The following is an 18,181-nucleotide window of genomic DNA, read 5'->3' as shown; positions in this document are numbered from 1 at the left end:
AGTTCCCCGCGCCCCTAAAACCCCTGAAGGGCCGAGCCCGCCCTCCAGCGGGGCCTTGACCGGCCGGCCCTCATGAGGCGTAGCGCGCCTGGATCTCGTCTCGGGCCCTTGTGGCCTCCGTCAGGTGGGCGGTGACGCGGGCTCGGTCGGAGCCGGGGCTTTCCAGTACGTCGGTGAGGACGGCGGTCAGGTTGGCCAGGTCGTCCCAGTCGGGGGTCGTGGCCAGGAAGTCGGCCAGTCCCCGGTCGGCGGCGGGCCAGTCGGCGAGGGCGCAGCCGACGAAGCAGCGGCCCTGCGCGCGCTCCGACTCGTCCAGTCCGCCGCCCTCCTCGATCGTCCGGGCCAGCTCTCGCCAGAGGGGTTCGGCGGCGGGCAGGCCTTCGGATCTGCTGACGGTCACGGCCAGTTGGAAGGTGCCGGAGATCGGTTCCGTCTCGCGTATCCGCTCGGCCAGTCGGCGGGCTTCCGTCCACCGCCCCGCGTGCAGGTGTGCCTCGACGCGCAGGTCGTCCAGGTCGTCGTCGGGCGCCGCCGCGCGGTCCGCGTCGGCCAGCCGCGCCGACGCCTCGTCCCAGCGGTCGCACAGCATCAGCAGCTCGACGGCCGTACGGCGGGCCCAGTCCTCCTCCGTCCCCAGTTCGACGCACCGGTCCAGGTCGGCGAGCGCCCGCTCGGTCCGGCCGGTCGCCAGGCCGGCCCGGGCGCGTGAGACGTACGCCCATCCGTACTCCGGGCTCAGCTCCAGGGCGCGGTCCAGGTGGCGGTGGGCCTCCTGGTAGTCCTTCATGTCGCGGTAGGTCCCGCCGAGACCGGCCAGTGTTGCGTGGTCGTCCGGGCTGCGTTCCAGTATGCGGCGGAAGACGGTGACCGCCTCCTCGTACAGGGCCGAGTCGCGGTACGCCACGCCCAGTTCGTGACTGGTCCAGCCGTCGTCGGGATCCGTGTCCACGGCTCGCCGCAGGTCCTCGAACTTGCCTGCCGGGTCGCCCAGTTCGTGCTTCGCGTGGGCCCGCATCACCAGCGCCCAGGAGTAGTCGGGCTCCAGCTCGACCGCACGGTCCAGGTCGGCCAACGCCTCCTCGTACCTGCCCAGTTCGTGGAGGGCCTGACCGCGGCTGGCGAGGGCCGAGGCGTAGTCCGGTTCGAGGGAGAGGGCCCGCCCGAGCTCGGTGACGGCTTCCTCGTAGCGGCGGGCGCGCCGGTAGGCGTCACCCCGCTCCGACGCGACCCAGGCCTCGTCGGGCGCGAGCGCGACCGCTCGGTCGAAGTCGGCGAACGCCTCGTCCGGCTCCCCTCGGGTGCGGCGCAGCCGGGCCCTGCGCACCAGCGCCCACACGTACTCCCCGTCGATGCTCAGCGCACGGTTGAAGTCGGCGAGCGCCTCGTCGTACCGCCCGAGAGCCTGTCGACAGACGGCCCGCCCGGTCAGGACCTCGTCGTTGGTCGGGTCGAGGGCGACGGCACGGTCGAAATCCGCGACGGCCTCCTCGAAACGGGCCGAGAGCCGATAGGTCTCCGCGCGCTCGGAGATGATCCACCCGGTGTCGGGGGCCAGTTCGTCCGCCCGGTCGAAGGCCGCCAGCGCGGCCGGGAGGTCGTTCATCAGCCGGTGGGTGAAGCCGCGGCCGTAGTGGGCCCAGGCCAGCTCCGGATCGAGTTCGAGCGCCCGGGCGTACTCCTCCAGGGCCCGCCCGTACTCCCCGCCGTACCGCAGTTCCCTGCCCCGCATGGTGTGCGCCATCGCCCGGCCGCCGGTGTCCAGCCCCGGCCGGGCCAGGAGCAGCTCCATCGCTCCCGCCACCCCGGTCTCGTCGTCGGCGAGCGCCTCGCCCAGCTCCCGGCCCCACTCCCTGAGGGCCGCGTTGTCCGTCGCGTCGCCCGCCTCCGCCAGCATCCGCGCCCAGCGACGGCCGGCGACCACGTCCTCACGGCAGGTCTTCACCAGCGACCGCAGTGCCTCGCCGAGCGCCGCGGGCGGCCGGGCGCAGAGCAGGTGGTACGTCTCCTCCAGGCGCAGCCCGCGCCACTCCTCGTCCTCCCACAGGTCCTCGGGCTCCCGGCCGGCCCCGACGTCGTCGCCCCACCGGGCGAACGCCTCCGCCAACCGCCGGTGCCGCCCGGCCCACTCGCGCGGGGACCTGCGGCGCTCCCTGCGCAGCATCGGCGCCCGTACGACATCGTGGTACTGCACCCGCTGCCCGCGTTCGCCGACGAACGGCAGCGCGGTCAACCAGTCGTACAGCGCGTCCAGTTCGTCGTCCGGGTGGTCGACGACCAGGACCCGGAAGACGTCGGCGTCGAGCCACCGGGGCAGGGCGCAGATCCCGGCGACCTTGCGGCGGACGGACGGTTCCGACTTCAGGAACAGTTCCACCGCGCCGGCGCTCGGGTCGCTCACGGCGTCCGGGTCGCCGGGGCGCTTGTTCGCGAGCGTCGACACGAGGACGGGCAGGCCACCCGTGAGCCGCAGCACCTCCTCGACGACCGGCTCGGCCACGACCCCCTTCCCGGCGAGCAGCCGGCGCGACTCGGTCTCGGTGAACGGCGCGAGCGGCACGTCCGCGACCGGGTCCAGGCCTCTCCAGCGGGCGAGATCCAGCGGGCGCTGCCCGGCGGTGACCACGACGACGGTGGCGGGCAGCCCGCCGTCCGCCGTGCCACGCGTGATCATCTCGTGCAGCCACGGGTCGAGAAACAGGCCTGTCCGCTCGTACGTGTCGAAGAACAGGACGATCCACTCGGAAGCGGAGGTGGAGGCGGAGGCGGAGGCGGAGGAAGCGGCAGCGCGCAGTTCGCGGAGCAGGATCGGCGTGAGCACCTTCTCGGGCGACGTCACGAGTTCGATGTCGTCGGGGTTGCGGAAGCGGGCGCCGAGGCCGGCCCGCAGGCGGTCGGCGCTCAGCGCGAGCCGGTCCGCCGGGAGGGCGCTCGTGAGGAGGCTCCCGCCCGGCAGGGTGGCCTCCACGGCGGCGAGGCCCAGCCCCACCGCGGCCCTGCTGCCGGCCGACGCCGCCTCCGGCTCGGGCGCGGGGCCGCCGGCGAGCGCGGCGAGGGCCGCCGCCTCCGCCTCGTGCCGCCGCTCCTGGTAGGCGGTCAGCCGCCGCTCCAGGTCCTTCAACCGCCGTCCCTGGCCCGCGAATTGCTCACAGATCTCCGACAGTGCCTCCGGGACGCTTCCGGCATGCTCGTCCACGTACGCGGTGAGGGCGCCGCGTTCGCGTGCCAGGTGCTGCAACTCCTGGACCAGGAAGGTCTTTCCGACGCCCGCGGGGCCGTGCACATGGAAGCGGAAGCGCTGTCCGGGGTCGCCGGGCCGGAGGTCGAAGTTCCGCAGGAACACGGCCCGTTCGGTGTCCCGGCCGACGAATCCGGCACGGTTGCCCTGCTGGATCAGCTCCTGCCTCGACGGTCCTGCCTGCGCCACCCGTCCGCCTCCTTGCCGCTCCCGGTCCCGCCTCTGGTCCCGCTTCTGGTCCGGTCCGGGTCCCAGTCTGGCTCAGGCTGCCGGAGTTGACCTAGGAGTTGGCAGGCGGGGTGCCCCTTCCTCACATCCGTCTCCCGTCATCCACCCTCCGGTCACCCGTCGTCCGATGGAGGGGGCAGCGAGCGGGTCCCTCTCAGGTACCGCCGACCTGGACCGAGCGGTACCCGCGATGGACTTTCCCCCCGGGACGCAACTGTCCGCCTGACCACTCACGTCCCTGAGGAGGTACCAACTTCCGTCCCTGCAAAGCGAGTTCGCGGGGAACTGCTGTCATCTCCAGGGGGAGACTTGAACAGACGGATGAAGAGGGCGTACGCCACCACGGTCGCCGCGGCGGCCACGGTGGCACTGACGGCGGGCATGACCGGCCCGGCGTCGGCGGGCGGACCCACGGCGGCCGGGGAGGCCGGGAGGGCTGGGAAGGCCACGACGGTCGGGGCGAGCCCGGCCGCGAAGGTCCCGGCAGCCAAGGAACCGGTCGCGCATCGCGTCACGCTCATCACCGGTGACCGGGTCGCCGTCGACGCGAAGGGCCGCGTACTCGGTGTCGAGCGCGCGGAAGGCCGTGAGCACATCGCGATCCGTACGCTCACGGATTCCGAGTCCGGCCACTCGCTGGTCGTGCCGGCCGACGCGCAGCGGCTGATCGCCTCGGGCAGGCTCGACCGGCGGCTCTTCGACATCACCGAGCTGAGCCGGAAGGCGGTCCGGGCCTCCCACGGGCGGGGCCTGAAGGTGATCGTCGGCTACGAGGGCGCGGCGAGGGCCGCGAAGTCGGACGTACGCGCGGCGGACGACACCGAGGTCCGCCGCACACTGAAGTCGCTGAACGCCGAGGCCGTCAGCACGCGGGACCCCGCCGACCTGTGGGCGGCGGTCACCGAGGCACCCGCGCAGGGCGGCGGCTTGCGGACCGCGGCCGGCATCGCCCACATCTGGCTGGACGGCGTGCGCAGGGCGAGCCTCGACAAGTCCGTCCCCCAGATCGGCGCGGACAAGGCCTGGGCGTCCGGGTACGACGGCAAGGGCGTCCGGATCGCCGTCCTCGACACGGGCGTCGACGCGACCCACCCGGACCTCAAGGACCAGGTGGTGGCGGCCAGGAACTTCACCCAGTCCCCCGACGCGACCGACCGCTACGGCCACGGCACGCATGTCGCGTCCATCGCCGCCGGTACGGGGGCCAAATCGGCCGGGGCGTACAAGGGCGTCGCGCCCGGCGCCGAACTGCTGAACGGCAAGGTGCTCGACGACGAGGGTTCCGGAGACGACTCCGGCATCCTCGCGGGCATCGAGTGGGCCGCCGAGCAGGGCGCCGACGTCGTGAACCTCAGCCTGGGCGGCGGCGACGCCCCCGGCCTCGACCCCCTGGAGACGGCGGTCGACAAGCTCTCCGCCGACAAGGGCATCCTCTTCGCCGTGTCGGCGGGCAACGACGGCGAGTTCGGTGAGCAGACCATCGGCTCCCCCGGCAGCGCGGAGTCCGCGCTCACCGTGGGCGCGGTGGACGGCGACGACAAACTCGCCGAGTTCTCCAGCCGGGGGCCGCGCGTCGGCGACGGCGGTATCAAGCCGGACGTCACGGCACCCGGCGTCGACATCACGGCCGCGGCGGCGCCGGGCAGCGTCATCGAGCAGGAGGTCGGCCAGAATCCGGAGGGCTACCTGACGATCTCCGGTACGTCGATGGCGGCCCCGCATGTGGCGGGCGCCGCCGCGATCCTGAAGCAACGGCACCCGGACTGGACGTACGTCGAACTCAAGGGCGCGCTGACAGCCTCGACGATCGGTGGCACCAACTACCGGCCGTACCAACAGGGTTCGGGGCGGGTGGCGGTCGACCGGGCCCTCGCACAGACGGTGGTCGCCGAGCCGGTGTCCGTGAACTTCGGCGAGCAGCAGTGGCCGCACACCGACGACACCCCGGTCGCGAAGGAGATCACGTACAGGAATCTCGGTACGACGGACGTCACGCTGAGCCTCTCCGCGACGGGGACCGACCCGAAGGGCGACCCGGCCCCGGCCGGCTTCTTCACGCTCGGGGCGAGGACGCTGACCGTCCCGGCGGGCGACAGGGCTTCGGTGGACCTGACGACGGACACGAGGCTCGGCGGGACGCTGGACGGCACGTATTCGGCGTATGTCGTGGCGACGGGAGACGGCCAGTCCGTACGCACCGCCGCGGTGGTGAAGCGGGAGGCCGAGGCGTACGACGTGACGCTGAGGTTCGTGGGCCGGGACGGGCGGCCGACGCCCGACTACTGGTCGTTCCTGTCCGGCATCACAGGTGACGCGCGCGGCAGTTACCGCGAGCCGCACGACGCGTCCGGCACCGTCAATGTCCGCCTCCCGAAGGGGACTTACCTCTTCGACACCACGATCTCCGAGAACCCCGAGGACTCCCGCACGGGCACGGACTGGCTGGTCCAGCCGCGGCTGGACGTCACCGGCGACATGACGGTGACGGCGGACGCGCGCACGGCGAAGCCGGTCGACATCACCGTGCCGGACAGCGCGGCGAGACCGACGTGGGTTGCGCCGAGGTACTGGTACGCGGGTGAGGACTTCAACATCGAGACGGGCGTGGACGTCGACTCGTTCGACAGCCTCCGTACGGCGCACCTGGGTCCGGAGGTCACCACCGGCTCGCTGAACCAGCAGTGGATCGGCGTGTGGCACAAGGGCACCCACACCGAGTACGACGTCATGCTGGGCGGCAACACCCGCAAGCTCGCGACCGGTTACCGCAGGCACCTCCGCCCGGCCGACCTCGCCACGCTGAAGGTCGGCATGGGCGCGTCGGCACCGGGCAAGCAGGGCCGCGTCTTCGTGGCCGGCTACTTCCCGGAGCTCGGCGGCATCTCCCCGATCACCGACCCCCTGGACCTCCCCCGCACCCGCACGGTCCACCTCTCCACGCCGGACAACACCAAGTGGGACCTCGCCTTCGAGCAGAACGGCACCCCGGACGAGGAGGGCACCGCCCCCACCGAGTCGTACTACGCCTTCGACGAGCCACGAGCCTTCAAGGGGGGAGCCGCGTACGAGACGCGCTTCAACGCGGGCGTACTGGGCCCGCGCCTGAGCGGGGCCGAGGGCATCTCCAGGGACGGCGACACGATCACCGGCGAACTTCCCCTGCACGCGGACGACGACGGGCATGCGGGCTGGACGAGATACTCCGCTGTCACGACGACCCTCTACCGCAACGGCGTCCGGCTCACGGAGAACTCCGACGCCCTGGACGGCAACGGCGAGGGATTCACGGTCCCGTCCGAGGCGGCCGACTACCGCCTGACGACGTCGGTCCGCAGGGACCCGGCCCTCGCCACCACCTCAACCCGAGTCGACGCAAGCTGGACGTTCCGTAGCGAGACGTCAACGACCCAAACCCAACTCCCCATCTCCACGGCCCGCTTCACTCCAGAGACGGACCTGACGAGCCGGGCTCCCGCCGACAGGACGGCGGTGGTGCCGGTGACAGTCCAGGGCGCGGCGGCGGGCAGCAACCTCAAGTCGCTGGCGGTGTACGCCTCCTACGACGGCGGCACGACCTGGAGGAAGACACCCGTCAAGAACGGCAGCATCACGGTGAAGAACCCGGCGAAGACGAAATCCATCTCCTTCCGGGCCAACATCACCGACAAGCAGGGCAACAGGTCGTCGGTGACGGTGTACGACGCGTACTTCGGCGAGTAGCAAGAACGCGGCATGCCTTGAATGGTCCGCCGGTGCTCAATGCTCCGGCGGGCCATTGAGCGTTTTCCAACCTCTTGCTGAGGCGTGGTGAAAGGCAAGGGCGGCCTTCACCACGTTGTTGAGTCGGTTGGTGCTGCAGCGGAACTTTCGCAGGAGGCGTCAGTCCTTCAGAGTGAGCATGGCCCGCTCGCCGAGGGAGCGGATCTAGGCGTGGGTGGTGTTGTGGCGGCGCTTCCATTTCCTTGACACACGGCCTTCTCCTGCGGCTGTCGCGGTCCTGGGTTCGTCGGGCCGGGCGGCCCGGATTCGGGCCGTCGGGCTGGGTTCCCTGGGGTCAGGTTGCTGAAGGTTCGTCGGCGATGAGGTCCAGAAGCTGGTCGGGGGTGAGAGTGGCAAGATCGACGGAGCCGTCTTCACGTACGAGCAGTACTGCCGCCTGCTGAGCCGTGAGCTGCTGGGCGCGTTCGATGAGCTCGCCGGCGCGGCGCCGTTTGCGGATGCGGTCGGCGATTTCCGCGACCGCGAGCATGGCCGATGGAATGGACACGAGCAGGGACGTCACCGCGACGGGATCGACGCCCTTGGTGTCCGGATCGTTGGCCGGTTGCGCTGTCGGAGCTGGTTCGGGTTGGTAGCCCCAGCTCGAGGTCAACGCGGCGACGCTCTTTCCGGCGGCTTCGACGTCCGCTCCGACAAACTCAATGATCATGATTCCCCTATTTCCTCTTCAGTGGCCTTGAGTAGCTCATCAAGCTGGTCAATAGCTTTCGTGAAACCGATCTTGGCGGCAGCGGCTCGGCTCGTCTGAAACATCTGTCGGGCCCGCCTGCGTTCACCGGCGGCCAGCAGAAGCTGCCCCAAGACAGTCCCGACGACCGCGATGCCATCCGGCCGTTGAAGCTTCAAAAAGAGCTGAAACGAGGTGATCAGCCTCGGTGCCGCCGCGGCGAGATCCTGGCGACTCAGATCGATTTGCGCAAGGTCCCAGTTGGCTGCCGCGATGCCTTCCATGTCGCCGAGCTGCTCGTTGACTTCCAAGCGCTTGAGTTGCAGTTCGAGGGCCTCGTCGGCCTTGCCCTGCTGCTGGAGGATGTCGGCAATCTGGCCCCAGGCGATCGCGACCGAGCGGGTGTCACCGATCCGCTCGTACACCGGCAGTTCGACCTCGCGGCGGATCCGCAACGCCTCCTCCACCTCGCCCCGCCGCTGGAAGATGTCGGCGATCTGCCCCCAGGTGATCGCGGCCTCGCGGGTGTCACCGATCCGCTCAAACGCCGGCAGGGTGACTTCGCGGCGGATCCGCAACGCCTCCTCCACCTCGCCCCGCTGCTGAAGAATGTCGGCGATCTGCCCCCAGGTGACCGCGACCGAAAGGGTGTCACCGATCCGCTCGTACACCGGCAGTTCGACCTCGCGGCGGATCCGCAACGCCTCCTCCACCTCGCCCCGCTGCTGAAGAATGTCGGCGATCTGCCCCCAGGTGACCGCGACCGAGAGGGTGTCACCGGCGTCGGTGAACAGTTGGCGGGCCTGGTGGAGCAGGTCCTCGGCCTGGTCGACCTCGCCGCGGGTGATCAGGCGGTTGGCGTGGTCGAAGAGGACTGCGGCGTGGTCGGCCGGGTTGGCCTGCTCGTCGCTGGTCCCGGTCTGCTGGACGGCACGGTGGAGCAGGGTGTCGGCGTGGTCGCCGTCGCCGCTGGTGACGGCTGCGTCGGCGACGGCCCGTAGCAGGGGGACAGGAACCTCGTGGTTGTGGCGGTCGAGGAGGGTGATCGCGTGGTGGCCGAGCTCGGCGGCGGTAGAGGCCAAGCCTTGCCGCAGGGCGGACACAGCTTCGGCGGCGCAGTCGGCGGTGATGGTCGGGTTGTCGGCGGCCAGGGCCAGTCGGGTCAGCTGCAGGTCCAGGTCGCTGCCGCGGGCGGGTCGGGGTATGGCGCCGCCCCACTGGGCGTACAGCGGTTCGGCGGCCACGGTGGCGAGAGCGGCCTGCTCGTCGGGGGTGAGGGGGGCCAGGCGTCCGGCCGCAAGGGCGTTGACGGCCAAGGCCGGGAATTCGGGGCGGTGCTGGTCGGGGAAGGCGTCAAAGAGCCCGAGGCCGCACAGGCGGGACGCCGATCCGCCGACAGCGGTGGCGAGGATGTCGATGACGGGTTGCGGGACCGGGACGGTGAACAGGGTGCAGGCCCGCAACAGGTCGCGGTGGGCGGGCCCGGCCTGGTCGAGGAGGGTGTCGAGAGCCAGGTTCTCCAGGAACTCGCCGATGTCGGAGTTGTCGGCTGGGGGGTCACCCTGGTGAAGGTAGGCCTCCATGCCGGCGACGGCGGCCTCGGCGCGGGCCTGGTCGACCTGGCTGCTGTAGACCAGGCGCAGCCCGATGAGGTCCTGCAGACCGGGGTTGCCGCAACTGACGTCCAGAGCCCGCTGTGCCAGGTCGGCGCGCTGGGTTCGGTACCCGGCCGGGGCGAGGTCCTGCTGACGGTGTTGGAGCTTGCGCTGGGCCGCCGACGACAGTGGTTGCAACTGGACCGGTTCCAGCCGGGCCTCCAGCCCGTCGAGAGTGAATATGTAGCGGCTGGTGACCAGTATTCGACTGTCGGTGATGGCCGGGTCGAACGCGGAGAGCACGTCGGCGAGCACGGTGGCGTGCTCGGGGTCGAGCCGGTGCGGGCCGTCAGGGTTGGCGGTCAGGATCTGTTCGAGATCGTCGATGATCAGCAGGAGGGGTTTGCGGACGCTGTCGAGTCTCTGGGCGCACGGTCCGGCCAGCAGATCAATCAGCAGTGGTTTGAGGCGGTCTGGGTGTTGGAGGACCTCGACGCGCCTCGCTTCGATGAGGGAACGGGCATCGGGGTTGGCGGTAATGGCGTCGGCGATGGCGTCGAGGATCGCCGACGGGGTGTAGTCGCCGAACACGACCGCGACGGCCCGATTGGGGTGACGGTCGGCGATCCGGGCGGCCAGGCTCGACTTGCCCAACCGGCCCTGCCCGTGGAGCAGAACCCCAGCCTTCTGCCCGCCGCGCAGGGCCCGCAGCGTGTGCTGCATTTCCGGGCGGCGGCCGACGAACATTTCCGCAGCCGCGACCGGCAGCTGGTGCTTGCGGTCCAGGAACGTCTTGGTCACGTGGTGCGGGGGCACCATCTGGCGTTTGCGGGTTCCCGCGACCAGCGGGCCGCCACCTGCCGGCCCCAGCCACAGCCGCGCCAGGTGCCATTCGGCGCGCTGGCGCTCATCGGAACAGGCCAGCAAGTGGCGGCGGGCGCCGGCGACGGCCTCGGCCACCTCGACACGGCGGCTGAGCTGCCGGTACAGGTGTTCGGCGAAACGAGTGGCGGCCTGGTCGCTGACCGAGCCGTCCCAGCCGATGACCGCGGGAATCCCGGCGGCCACCAGCCCGGTGGCCATCGAGTGCGCCACCGACACGCCGGGCTCGGCTGCCGGGCCGCCGCGGTGGCCGGCGCCGGCGGGAACATGCCCGGTCACGTCGGCACCGGTCGCGGTCAGGCAGGCCGACACGAATACCAGCCGCGGCCGAGGGGTCAACAGACCCACCAGCGCGTCCGCGCTCGTCGGATACCCGCCTCCGAGATCATCTTCCATCAGTAGGACGGGGGTGGCGGGCTTGTCGGGCCCCGGGCGCCAGTTGTGCAGCCCGTGACACGACAGATGAACCACCGGCATCCCGCCGAGCTCGGACAGACGCAGGCCAAGATGCTCGGGATTGCCGGAGTCCTCGACGGCGAGATCAAGGCTCGACCCCCCGACGGCGTTGAGGATGGCCATCTCCTCGGCCTCGAAGTCCAGTTCGTGCTGGCCCCGGGGTGCCGAGGCCATGAACGCCACCCCGAGCCGGTACCCGTCCAGATCCGGCGCCGGGTTCGGTTGACCGAGCCGACGCGCCACGGCGAACAGCTTCGGCGCCTCGGCGAGGAACCTGCCCTCGGGTGCGGCCAGCAGCTCATAGGGGGCCCGCAGCAGCGCCCACGCCGCTCCGGACGGCCTCACCGGCGCCCGGACCTCGAACACCGTCGGCGCCGACGCCTCATCGAGCAGGCGCGTCAACTGGCCGAGATCGCCGTCGAGCCACCGATACAACTCGCGTCCCACCGCGAGCAGCGCCTGGTCCTTGGAGCCGTAACGCACGGCGTCCACATACCGGCTGGCAAGGGCATTGAGCAGGTCGACATCAGTGGCCTGCAACGTCCTACGGGGGCCAACCCGCCGGCCATCAACGACCAGCTCAAACCCATTGGCGTCCACAACCAGCCCAGTAACCATGCGTCATCTTATCGTCGCAGAACGCCATCGAGGGCCCGTATGGCGGTCAGCCATCTGATGTGGTCCGTTCCGCAGTTGTTGCCTCGTCCACCATGAGGCGCCGGAGACCGCGGGCTGTATGCACGGCACCGGGACACTGCTGCGGAAGGCGGCGCAGCAGGTCGGAGACGCGTGCTGGCCACCCTCAAAAGCCGGCGCCTCCTACGAAATCTCCGCTGCGGCACCAACCGAATCACCGACGTCGTGAAGGCTGTCCTCGTCCTTCACCACGCGTCAGTGTGAGGTTGGAAACGCTCATTGAGCTATTCCAGAGTGGCCACCGATCACGTGACACTTCGGCACCCCTGGCATCAAGCACTCGCCGAGCAGGCAGTCAGTCAGTCATTTGAAAGCGTCGGTCATGCAGTCCACCCGGCACTCGGCGGCTTCAAAGCGCTGACGGAGGGCGGCAGCTGCCTCTTCGCGCTCCACGAAGAGGTGCCCGTAGTGCCGGCGGGCCACACTGGTCACGTCCCCGACCGTGACGATGGCCGGTTCGCCGGAAGCCGCCCGGCGGCGTGCTTCGGCGATCGCCATGTCCGCGGAACACAGCAGGTTCCTGGAACGGTCTCGGATCGCGGCGGCCTGGGCCCGCTTCACCGAGAGGGGGCGCAGGACACGTCCTCGCCAAACGAAGCCGACGGCGACAAGTACGAGACCGAGCGCTACGAACAGGAGTCCGCCGGGGTCGTGAGCCATCTGTCCAGTCTTCCCCACTCGCGCGGTGACCGTCAGGCCCGCGCCGACGTGATGTTCCTATTTCCGGGGCGACTTGGCGTCATCGGAGCCGGCCATGGGTGACTACGGCCCCTCGAATCTCGTGATTCGCCACGACCGAGGGCCAGGCCTAGAGCTAGAGATCGACACGTTCAGGACGGGCATCCTCGCGCCCGAACGCCAGCACCTGCCCAAGCACCTCCCGTAGCCGCTCGATGTCCTCTTCCGGAGCGTCGAGCAACGCCTCGATCTCCGCCTTCTCCAACTCCAAGTCATCCAACGAAGCAGGGTCCAGCGACACAGCGAGCACGTTGTCCGACAGGGACACCTCGCGGACGCCCTCGCCGCTGTCGTCCTCGGCGACACCCGCCTGCATGACGTCGTTGGCGTGATCGACCTCTGCAGCTATCGCACGAGCCGTGAATCTGTAAGCCATGCCTGGGTTTAGCAGGAGCCACGAACGCGACCGGCTCCGGGAGGGCCACCGACAGAAGCGGTGTCTCGCTCGTACTTCGGCAAGTAGGTGCCCAATTGCGATCCTCGCCTGTGTGGCACCGCAAGGGTGGTGCCACACAGGTGCTCGTCACGGTGGCTGCACGCGGCGTGCGCACCTGCGGCCCCAGGTCTGGCTCGGCGCTTCGATGTAACGGTGGGTCAGCAGGCACAGGGGCAGCAGCACGGTGAAGAACGCCACTTGCAGTGCGAGATTGTCCTGCCGCCGTCGGCCGATGGTGTTGTCGATCACCGCCAGCAGCACCGGATGCACCAAATAGACCGAGTAGCTGATCGTTCCCAAGCCGGTCAGGAGGCGCGGTATGCGCCGGTGGCGCGACAACAGTCCGGCGCCGAAGGTGAGTACAGCCAGCAGGAATGCGACGATCCAGCCGCGCCGTGTGAAGTGGTCGTCGTCGCCGTACCAGTACGCGCTCCCCACGGCACAGACGACAACCGTGGCGGCAGTGCCGGCCGCACAGCGCCAGGTGTGCTGACCGTTTTCGGCGCGGTAGACGGCGGTGCCGAGGAACATCACGGCGAGGATGATCAGGCCCTCCCACAGCGGGACCGTGCCATTGAGCGGGACCAGGACGAGCGCCAACACCCCGCCCAGCACCCCGCCGAACACGCGAAGCGCGGGTGACCCGGAACTCGCACAACAGATCGCGACGGCCAGGGCGCCCGAGGCGAGCCCAATGAGCGGGCCGGTGCCGACCAGGTCGGACAGGGCGGAGGCCTGCAGCGTGACCCCTGCCGCCACGCTTACGGCGGCCAGTACGGCCAGGGTGACGGCGACCGCCGCCGACCGCTGGTGCAGCCGGACCGTGAAGAGCGCGACGACCAGCAGATAGAAGGCCATCTCATACGAGAGCGTCCACAGGATGAGCAGGAGATTGGGTGTCCCCAGTAACTCCTGGAGCATGGTGGCGTGGGCGACAGCCACTGCGCCCACACTCTGCTGACCGAAGTCACGCGTCTCCGCAATGCCCAAAAAGTTGAGGGCAAGGAGCACCGTGACGACAGCCGCCCACAGCGGGTACACGCGGAAGATCCGTCCGATCCAGAACGTCCGGACACAGCCCCGGCGCTCCAGCGACGCGGGGATGATGTAGCCGCTCACCAGGAAGAACACCATGATGCCGTAGCGGCTGGTGTTGAACTGCGGCATCAACTCCCGCCGGAAGTCCGCCATGAAGGTGTACGACGAGTGGTCGAAGACCACGACGAGTGCGGCGATACCGCGCAACGCGTCCAGCCAGCCCAACCGCGACGGAGCTGCCGTCGCGATGGCATCGAGTAATCGCGATGCAACGGATGGCGAACGAGCCGGTGAGGCGGGGACGAGAGGTGGGGATTCCATGCGTGGGCGGCGTCCTCTTCGGTGAGGTGTTCGTTGCGTTGTCGTGAGGCAGATGCCGGCGCCGGAAGGCAGGCCGCGCTGTTCACATCACCGAGTTCAGCGGCCGGAGCATTGTTCGGCAGTACCGATCCGGCGGCCGAACAATGACGGGGTGCGCGAACCCTTCTGATGTCATGGAGACGCATGGGTTGGCTGCCCGCTCTGATGCAGGGGCGGCCGGAGGGGGTGAAGGTGTGGCGGGGCGTCGCGAAGGGCCGGTGGATCCGGCGGCGGGTCCGGTGCAGCGGTTCGCGTTCGAGTTACGCAAGCTGAGGGCGGAGGCAGCCGGAATCACCTACCGGTCGCTGGCCCAGCGGGCGGGCTACTCGGTGACCACGCTCTCCCAGGCAGCGGCGGGCGAGCAGTTGCCGACGCTGCCGGTGGCCCTGGCCTACGTGGGGGCATGCGGTGGAGACCTGGCGGAGTGGGAGGGCCGGTGGAAGGCGGCGGTGGAGGAGTCCGCCGGTGACGGCTTCCGAGACGATGACGGATCACTCACGCCGTACCGTGGCCTGGCACGATTCGAGACCGGAGACAGCAGCCTGTTCTTCGGCCGGGAACGGCTCACCGCCGACCTGGTCGACCTGCTGAGTCGTAGGCGGTTCGCCGCGGTCTTCGGCCCCTCCGGCAGCGGCAAGTCATCCCTGCTGCGGGCCGGCCTGATACCCGCCCTCCGGCAGACTCAGGAGCCGGACCTGCGTCCGGCCGCGATCCGGATTCTCACCCCGGGCGAACGCCCGGCCCGCAGCCACGCGCTCCTCCTCGCACCCGCAATTCCCCGCGACGACAGCACCGTCGCGGACACGTTCGTGATCGTCGACCAGTTCGAAGAGGTCTTCACCCTCTGCCACGATGCGGCCGAGCGCGCTCGCTTCATCGATCTGTTGCTGACAGCCCGGCAGCCCGAGAGCCGCCTGCGGGTGCTGCTGGCGGTGCGCGGCGACTTCTACGGCCGCTGCGCCGAGCACCGTGACCTGGCCGAGGCACTGCGCGATGCCAACCTCCTGGCTGGAGCGATGAGCCAGGCGGAGCTGCGCGACGCCGTCGTCAAGCCGGCCACGGCCGCCGGATTGACCGTGGAACGCGCCCTCACCACCCGGCTGGTCAAGGAAGTCGCCGACGCACCTGGCGGGCTGCCGCTGCTGTCCCACGCGTTGCTGGAGACCTGGCGCCGCCGCCGAGGCAAGACACTGACCATGGCCGGGTACGAGGCGGCCGGATGCCTGGACGGCGCGATCTCCAAGACCGCCGAGCAGGTCTACGGCCGGTTCACCGAAGATCAGGCGTCTTCCGCCCGCCGGGTGTTGCTGCGCCTGGTCGCCCCTGGGGACGGCGCCCCTGACACCCGCCGTCCCGTCGAGCATGCGGAACTGCCCGGCACCGGCCGGGATGACACCGCCAAGGTGGTGGAGGCACTCGCCGGGTCGCGGCTGCTCACCCTGGACGGCGACACGGTCGAGATAGCCCACGAGGCCCTGATCACGGCCTGGCCCCGGTTGCGCGGGTGGATCGAGGAGGACCGCGAACGCCTGCGTGTGCACCGGAACCTGACCGAAGCGGCCCGAGCCTGGCAGGAACTGGGGCGCGAAGAGGGCGCTTTGTACCGGGGGAGCCGGCTCGCCGCCGCCCAGGAGCACTTCGGCGGCGCACCGCGCGAAGACCTGAACGACCTTGAGCACGCCTTCCTCGACGCCGGCCGCAACCACGAACAGAAGGGCCGTCGCCGTTACCGGCTGGTGCTCACCGCGGTCACCGCCGCCTTGTGCCTCGCCCTCGTCGCCGCCGGCCTCGCCATGTGGCAGCGGCAGAGCGCGGTCACCGCCCAACACCTCGCCCAGTCCCGGCAACTGGCCGCCCAGTCCGGTGCACTGCTGGACTCCGAACCCGATCTCGCCTCATTGCTCGCTGTCCACGCCTACCGGACCAGCCCGACCCGCGAAGCCTCTGCCGCCCTGTATGCCGCCGCGGCCCTACCACTGCGCAAGCGCCTCACCGGTGGCACCAAGCCCGTGGATTCCATCGCCCTCAGCCCGGACGGACACACCGTCGCCGCCAACAGCCGAGACGGCAAGGTGCGGATCTGGAGTCTGCCCGGAGGGCAGCTCCGACACACGTTCGCCGGCTACGACAGCGGCGAAGTCGCGACGTTCAGCTCTGACGGACGCGCCCTCGCTGTCGCCGGCGTCCGTGGTGCCGAGGGGATGATAGGGCTACTGGATCCGGTTACCGGCAAGGAACTCAGAACCATCGCCGTCCCCGACGGCTCGGTACGCGGGATGGCCTTCAGCCCCGACGGTCGCAGCGTGGCCGCCTCCTCCGCGAGGGCTGTACGGGTGTGGGACGTGGCCACCGGCCGCACACAGCGCAGTTTCACCAGCCAGTTCGACGCGCAGGCGGTCGCCTTCGGCCCTGACGGACGTACCGTCGCAGCGGTATGCGACGGACGGGTGCGGGTGTGGGACGTGGCCACCGGCCGCACCCGAACCGCCCACGACAGCCAAGGCGAGGGCGAGGCGGTGGTCTTCAGCCCTGACGGCCGGACATACGCGGATGTCCGTACCGACGGTTCGGTGCAACTGCGGGAGACGGCCACTGGCATCGTCCGGCGCACGATCAAGGATGGTCCCATCGGGTGGCGCAAGGTGGCCTTCGCCCCGGACGGGCGGACCCTCGCCATCCCTGTTCGTGGGGACACGGTACGACTTTGGGACACCGCCTCCGGCACGGCGAAGGCCACCGTGGCCGCCGGGCATCACGGACACGGGGCCATGAAAGTGGCCCTCAGTGCGGACGGCCGCACCCTGGTTACCGGCAACTTGAACCCCACCGTCCGCGTTCACCGCCTTGCCGCTGACCTACCGCAGGCCACTCTGCGTGGCCGTGCCGGCACGTCCGTCGACGACATGGCATTCAGTTCGGACGGACGCTCGGTGGCAACGGTTCATCAAGGTCCGCCCGGCCGTGGATCGGTACGGCTTTGGGATGCCAGAACCGGTGATCACGAAGCCACACTGGCGCTCGACACCGACCTGGCACTCCGGGGAAAGCAGCTGCCTTTCCCGATTTGGCGCCTCGGAGCTGTGGGATTCAGCCCGACAGGGCGCGCCCTGGCCGTCAGGGCCGTAAGGAACGGTGGGGTGATCGAGGTCCGGGACGTCGCCACGGGCCGTCTCCTCAAAAGCCGTGCCCTGGGCACCAGCAGGGCGGCCCTCAGTCCTGACGGGACGCGGCTCGCCATCGCCGGCGGGAAGGGGTCGGTCAGGATCTGGCATCTTTCAACCGGTGCACTGCACACCGTCCACACCGGCCACGGCCGATCCATCAGAACGTTGGAGTTCAGCCCGGACGGCCGCACACTTGCCGTCGCAGGGATCGGTGCCGGCGACGAACAGGTCACGCTGCTCGATTCCGCAACCGGCCGCACACAGCACTCCATCAAGCCGAACGGGGGCCTGCTGTCGCTCGCGTTCAGCCCGGACGGGCACACCCTGGCCACGGCAAGCGGCAGCAACGGAGTCGTGAAGACGTGGGATGCGCGCACCGGCCAGCTGCAAGACAGCTTCCGTGTCGGCGGTGAGGTGGCGTCGCTGGCGTTCAGCTCCGATGGACGCACCCTGGCCGCAGGCAGCGCACGAGGAGCCCAGCTGTGGGACCTCGCCACCAGCCAGATCCGAATCACCCTGCCGACCCGCTCGCTCGCAGCAGTCGCGTTCAGCCCGGACGGACAAACCCTGGCCGTCGCCACGGGCAGTTCCGTCGGCCTGTGGAACGTCGACCTGCCCGACCCGGCCGACGCAATCCGCAACATCTGCCAGGCCATCGACACCTCCCTCACCCCTCTGGAACAGTCCCGCTACCTCCACGGCCAGTCCACTGAAACCGGCTGCCGGCCGGCCGCGCGATAGGACCTCACTTGGGGGGCTCGTTTCCTACGCCGCTGCCGCCAGGGCCTGGTGGGCCACGCTGCAGCCCCGGCAGCGGCCCGGTGTCGGGGCTCGGAATGCGCGGTCGCAGTCGTCGCAGTTCTGGAGAGGGGCCGGGCGGGGTGGCCCTGGGCGGGCGGCCGGGAG

At 70.2% G+C, this 18,181-nt stretch carries 8 protein-coding genes; 2 read left to right on the top strand and 6 right to left on the bottom strand.

Annotation, left to right across the window (positions count from 1 at the left end):
- Positions 1-70: 70 nt before the first annotated feature.
- Complete coding sequence (locus tag AOK17_RS45110; RefSeq protein WP_055618460.1) at positions 71-3,424, bottom strand: tetratricopeptide repeat protein; 3,354 nt, start codon at positions 3,422-3,424, stop codon at positions 71-73.
- A gap of 360 nt (positions 3,425-3,784) precedes the next feature.
- Between AOK17_RS45110 and AOK17_RS45105 the strand changes: the two genes are divergently transcribed.
- Complete coding sequence (locus AOK17_RS45105) at positions 3,785-7,183, top strand: S8 family serine peptidase (RefSeq protein ID WP_055618459.1); 3,399 nt, start codon at positions 3,785-3,787, stop codon at positions 7,181-7,183.
- Between the two features lie 334 nt (positions 7,184-7,517).
- On the opposite strand, the gene AOK17_RS45100 is transcribed toward AOK17_RS45105, so the two are convergent.
- From AOK17_RS45100 to AOK17_RS45080, 5 genes are all read right to left on the bottom strand, one after another.
- Complete coding sequence (locus AOK17_RS45100; RefSeq protein ID WP_055618458.1) at positions 7,518-7,892, bottom strand: hypothetical protein; 375 nt, start codon at positions 7,890-7,892, stop codon at positions 7,518-7,520.
- The gene (locus AOK17_RS45095) at positions 7,889-11,383 is read right to left on the bottom strand and encodes a CHAT domain-containing protein (RefSeq protein ID WP_245697797.1); all 3,495 of its coding nucleotides are present in this window, start codon (positions 11,381-11,383) and stop codon (positions 7,889-7,891) included. Before AOK17_RS45095 ends, AOK17_RS45100 begins: the two co-directional genes overlap by 4 nt.
- A 459-nt stretch (positions 11,384-11,842) precedes the next feature.
- A complete protein-coding gene (locus AOK17_RS45090) occupies positions 11,843-12,199 on the bottom strand; it encodes a hypothetical protein (protein WP_055618456.1) in 357 nt (118 codons plus the stop codon).
- Between the two features lie 154 nt (positions 12,200-12,353).
- Positions 12,354-12,653 carry a hypothetical protein gene (locus AOK17_RS45085; RefSeq protein WP_055618455.1) on the bottom strand — a complete coding sequence of 100 codons (300 nt, stop codon included), beginning with the start codon at positions 12,651-12,653 and terminating at the stop codon, positions 12,354-12,356.
- A gap of 147 nt (positions 12,654-12,800) precedes the next feature.
- Entirely contained in the window at positions 12,801-14,072 is a 1,272-nt protein-coding gene (locus AOK17_RS45080; protein WP_079053654.1) for an acyltransferase family protein, read from the bottom strand.
- 233 nt (positions 14,073-14,305) lie between these two features.
- Between AOK17_RS45080 and AOK17_RS45075 the strand changes: the two genes are divergently transcribed.
- Positions 14,306-18,016, top strand: a complete 3,711-nt coding sequence (locus AOK17_RS45075; protein WP_055618454.1) for an nSTAND1 domain-containing NTPase — start codon at positions 14,306-14,308, stop codon at positions 18,014-18,016.
- Positions 18,017-18,181: the final 165 nt, after the last annotated feature.

This window comes from Streptomyces phaeochromogenes (genome assembly GCF_001418655.1).
In the GTDB taxonomy this organism is placed as follows: domain Bacteria; phylum Actinomycetota; class Actinomycetes; order Streptomycetales; family Streptomycetaceae; genus Streptomyces; species Streptomyces phaeochromogenes.
Note: the sequence above shows the minus strand (reverse complement) of the source record. Positions and strands in the feature narration are given on the sequence as shown.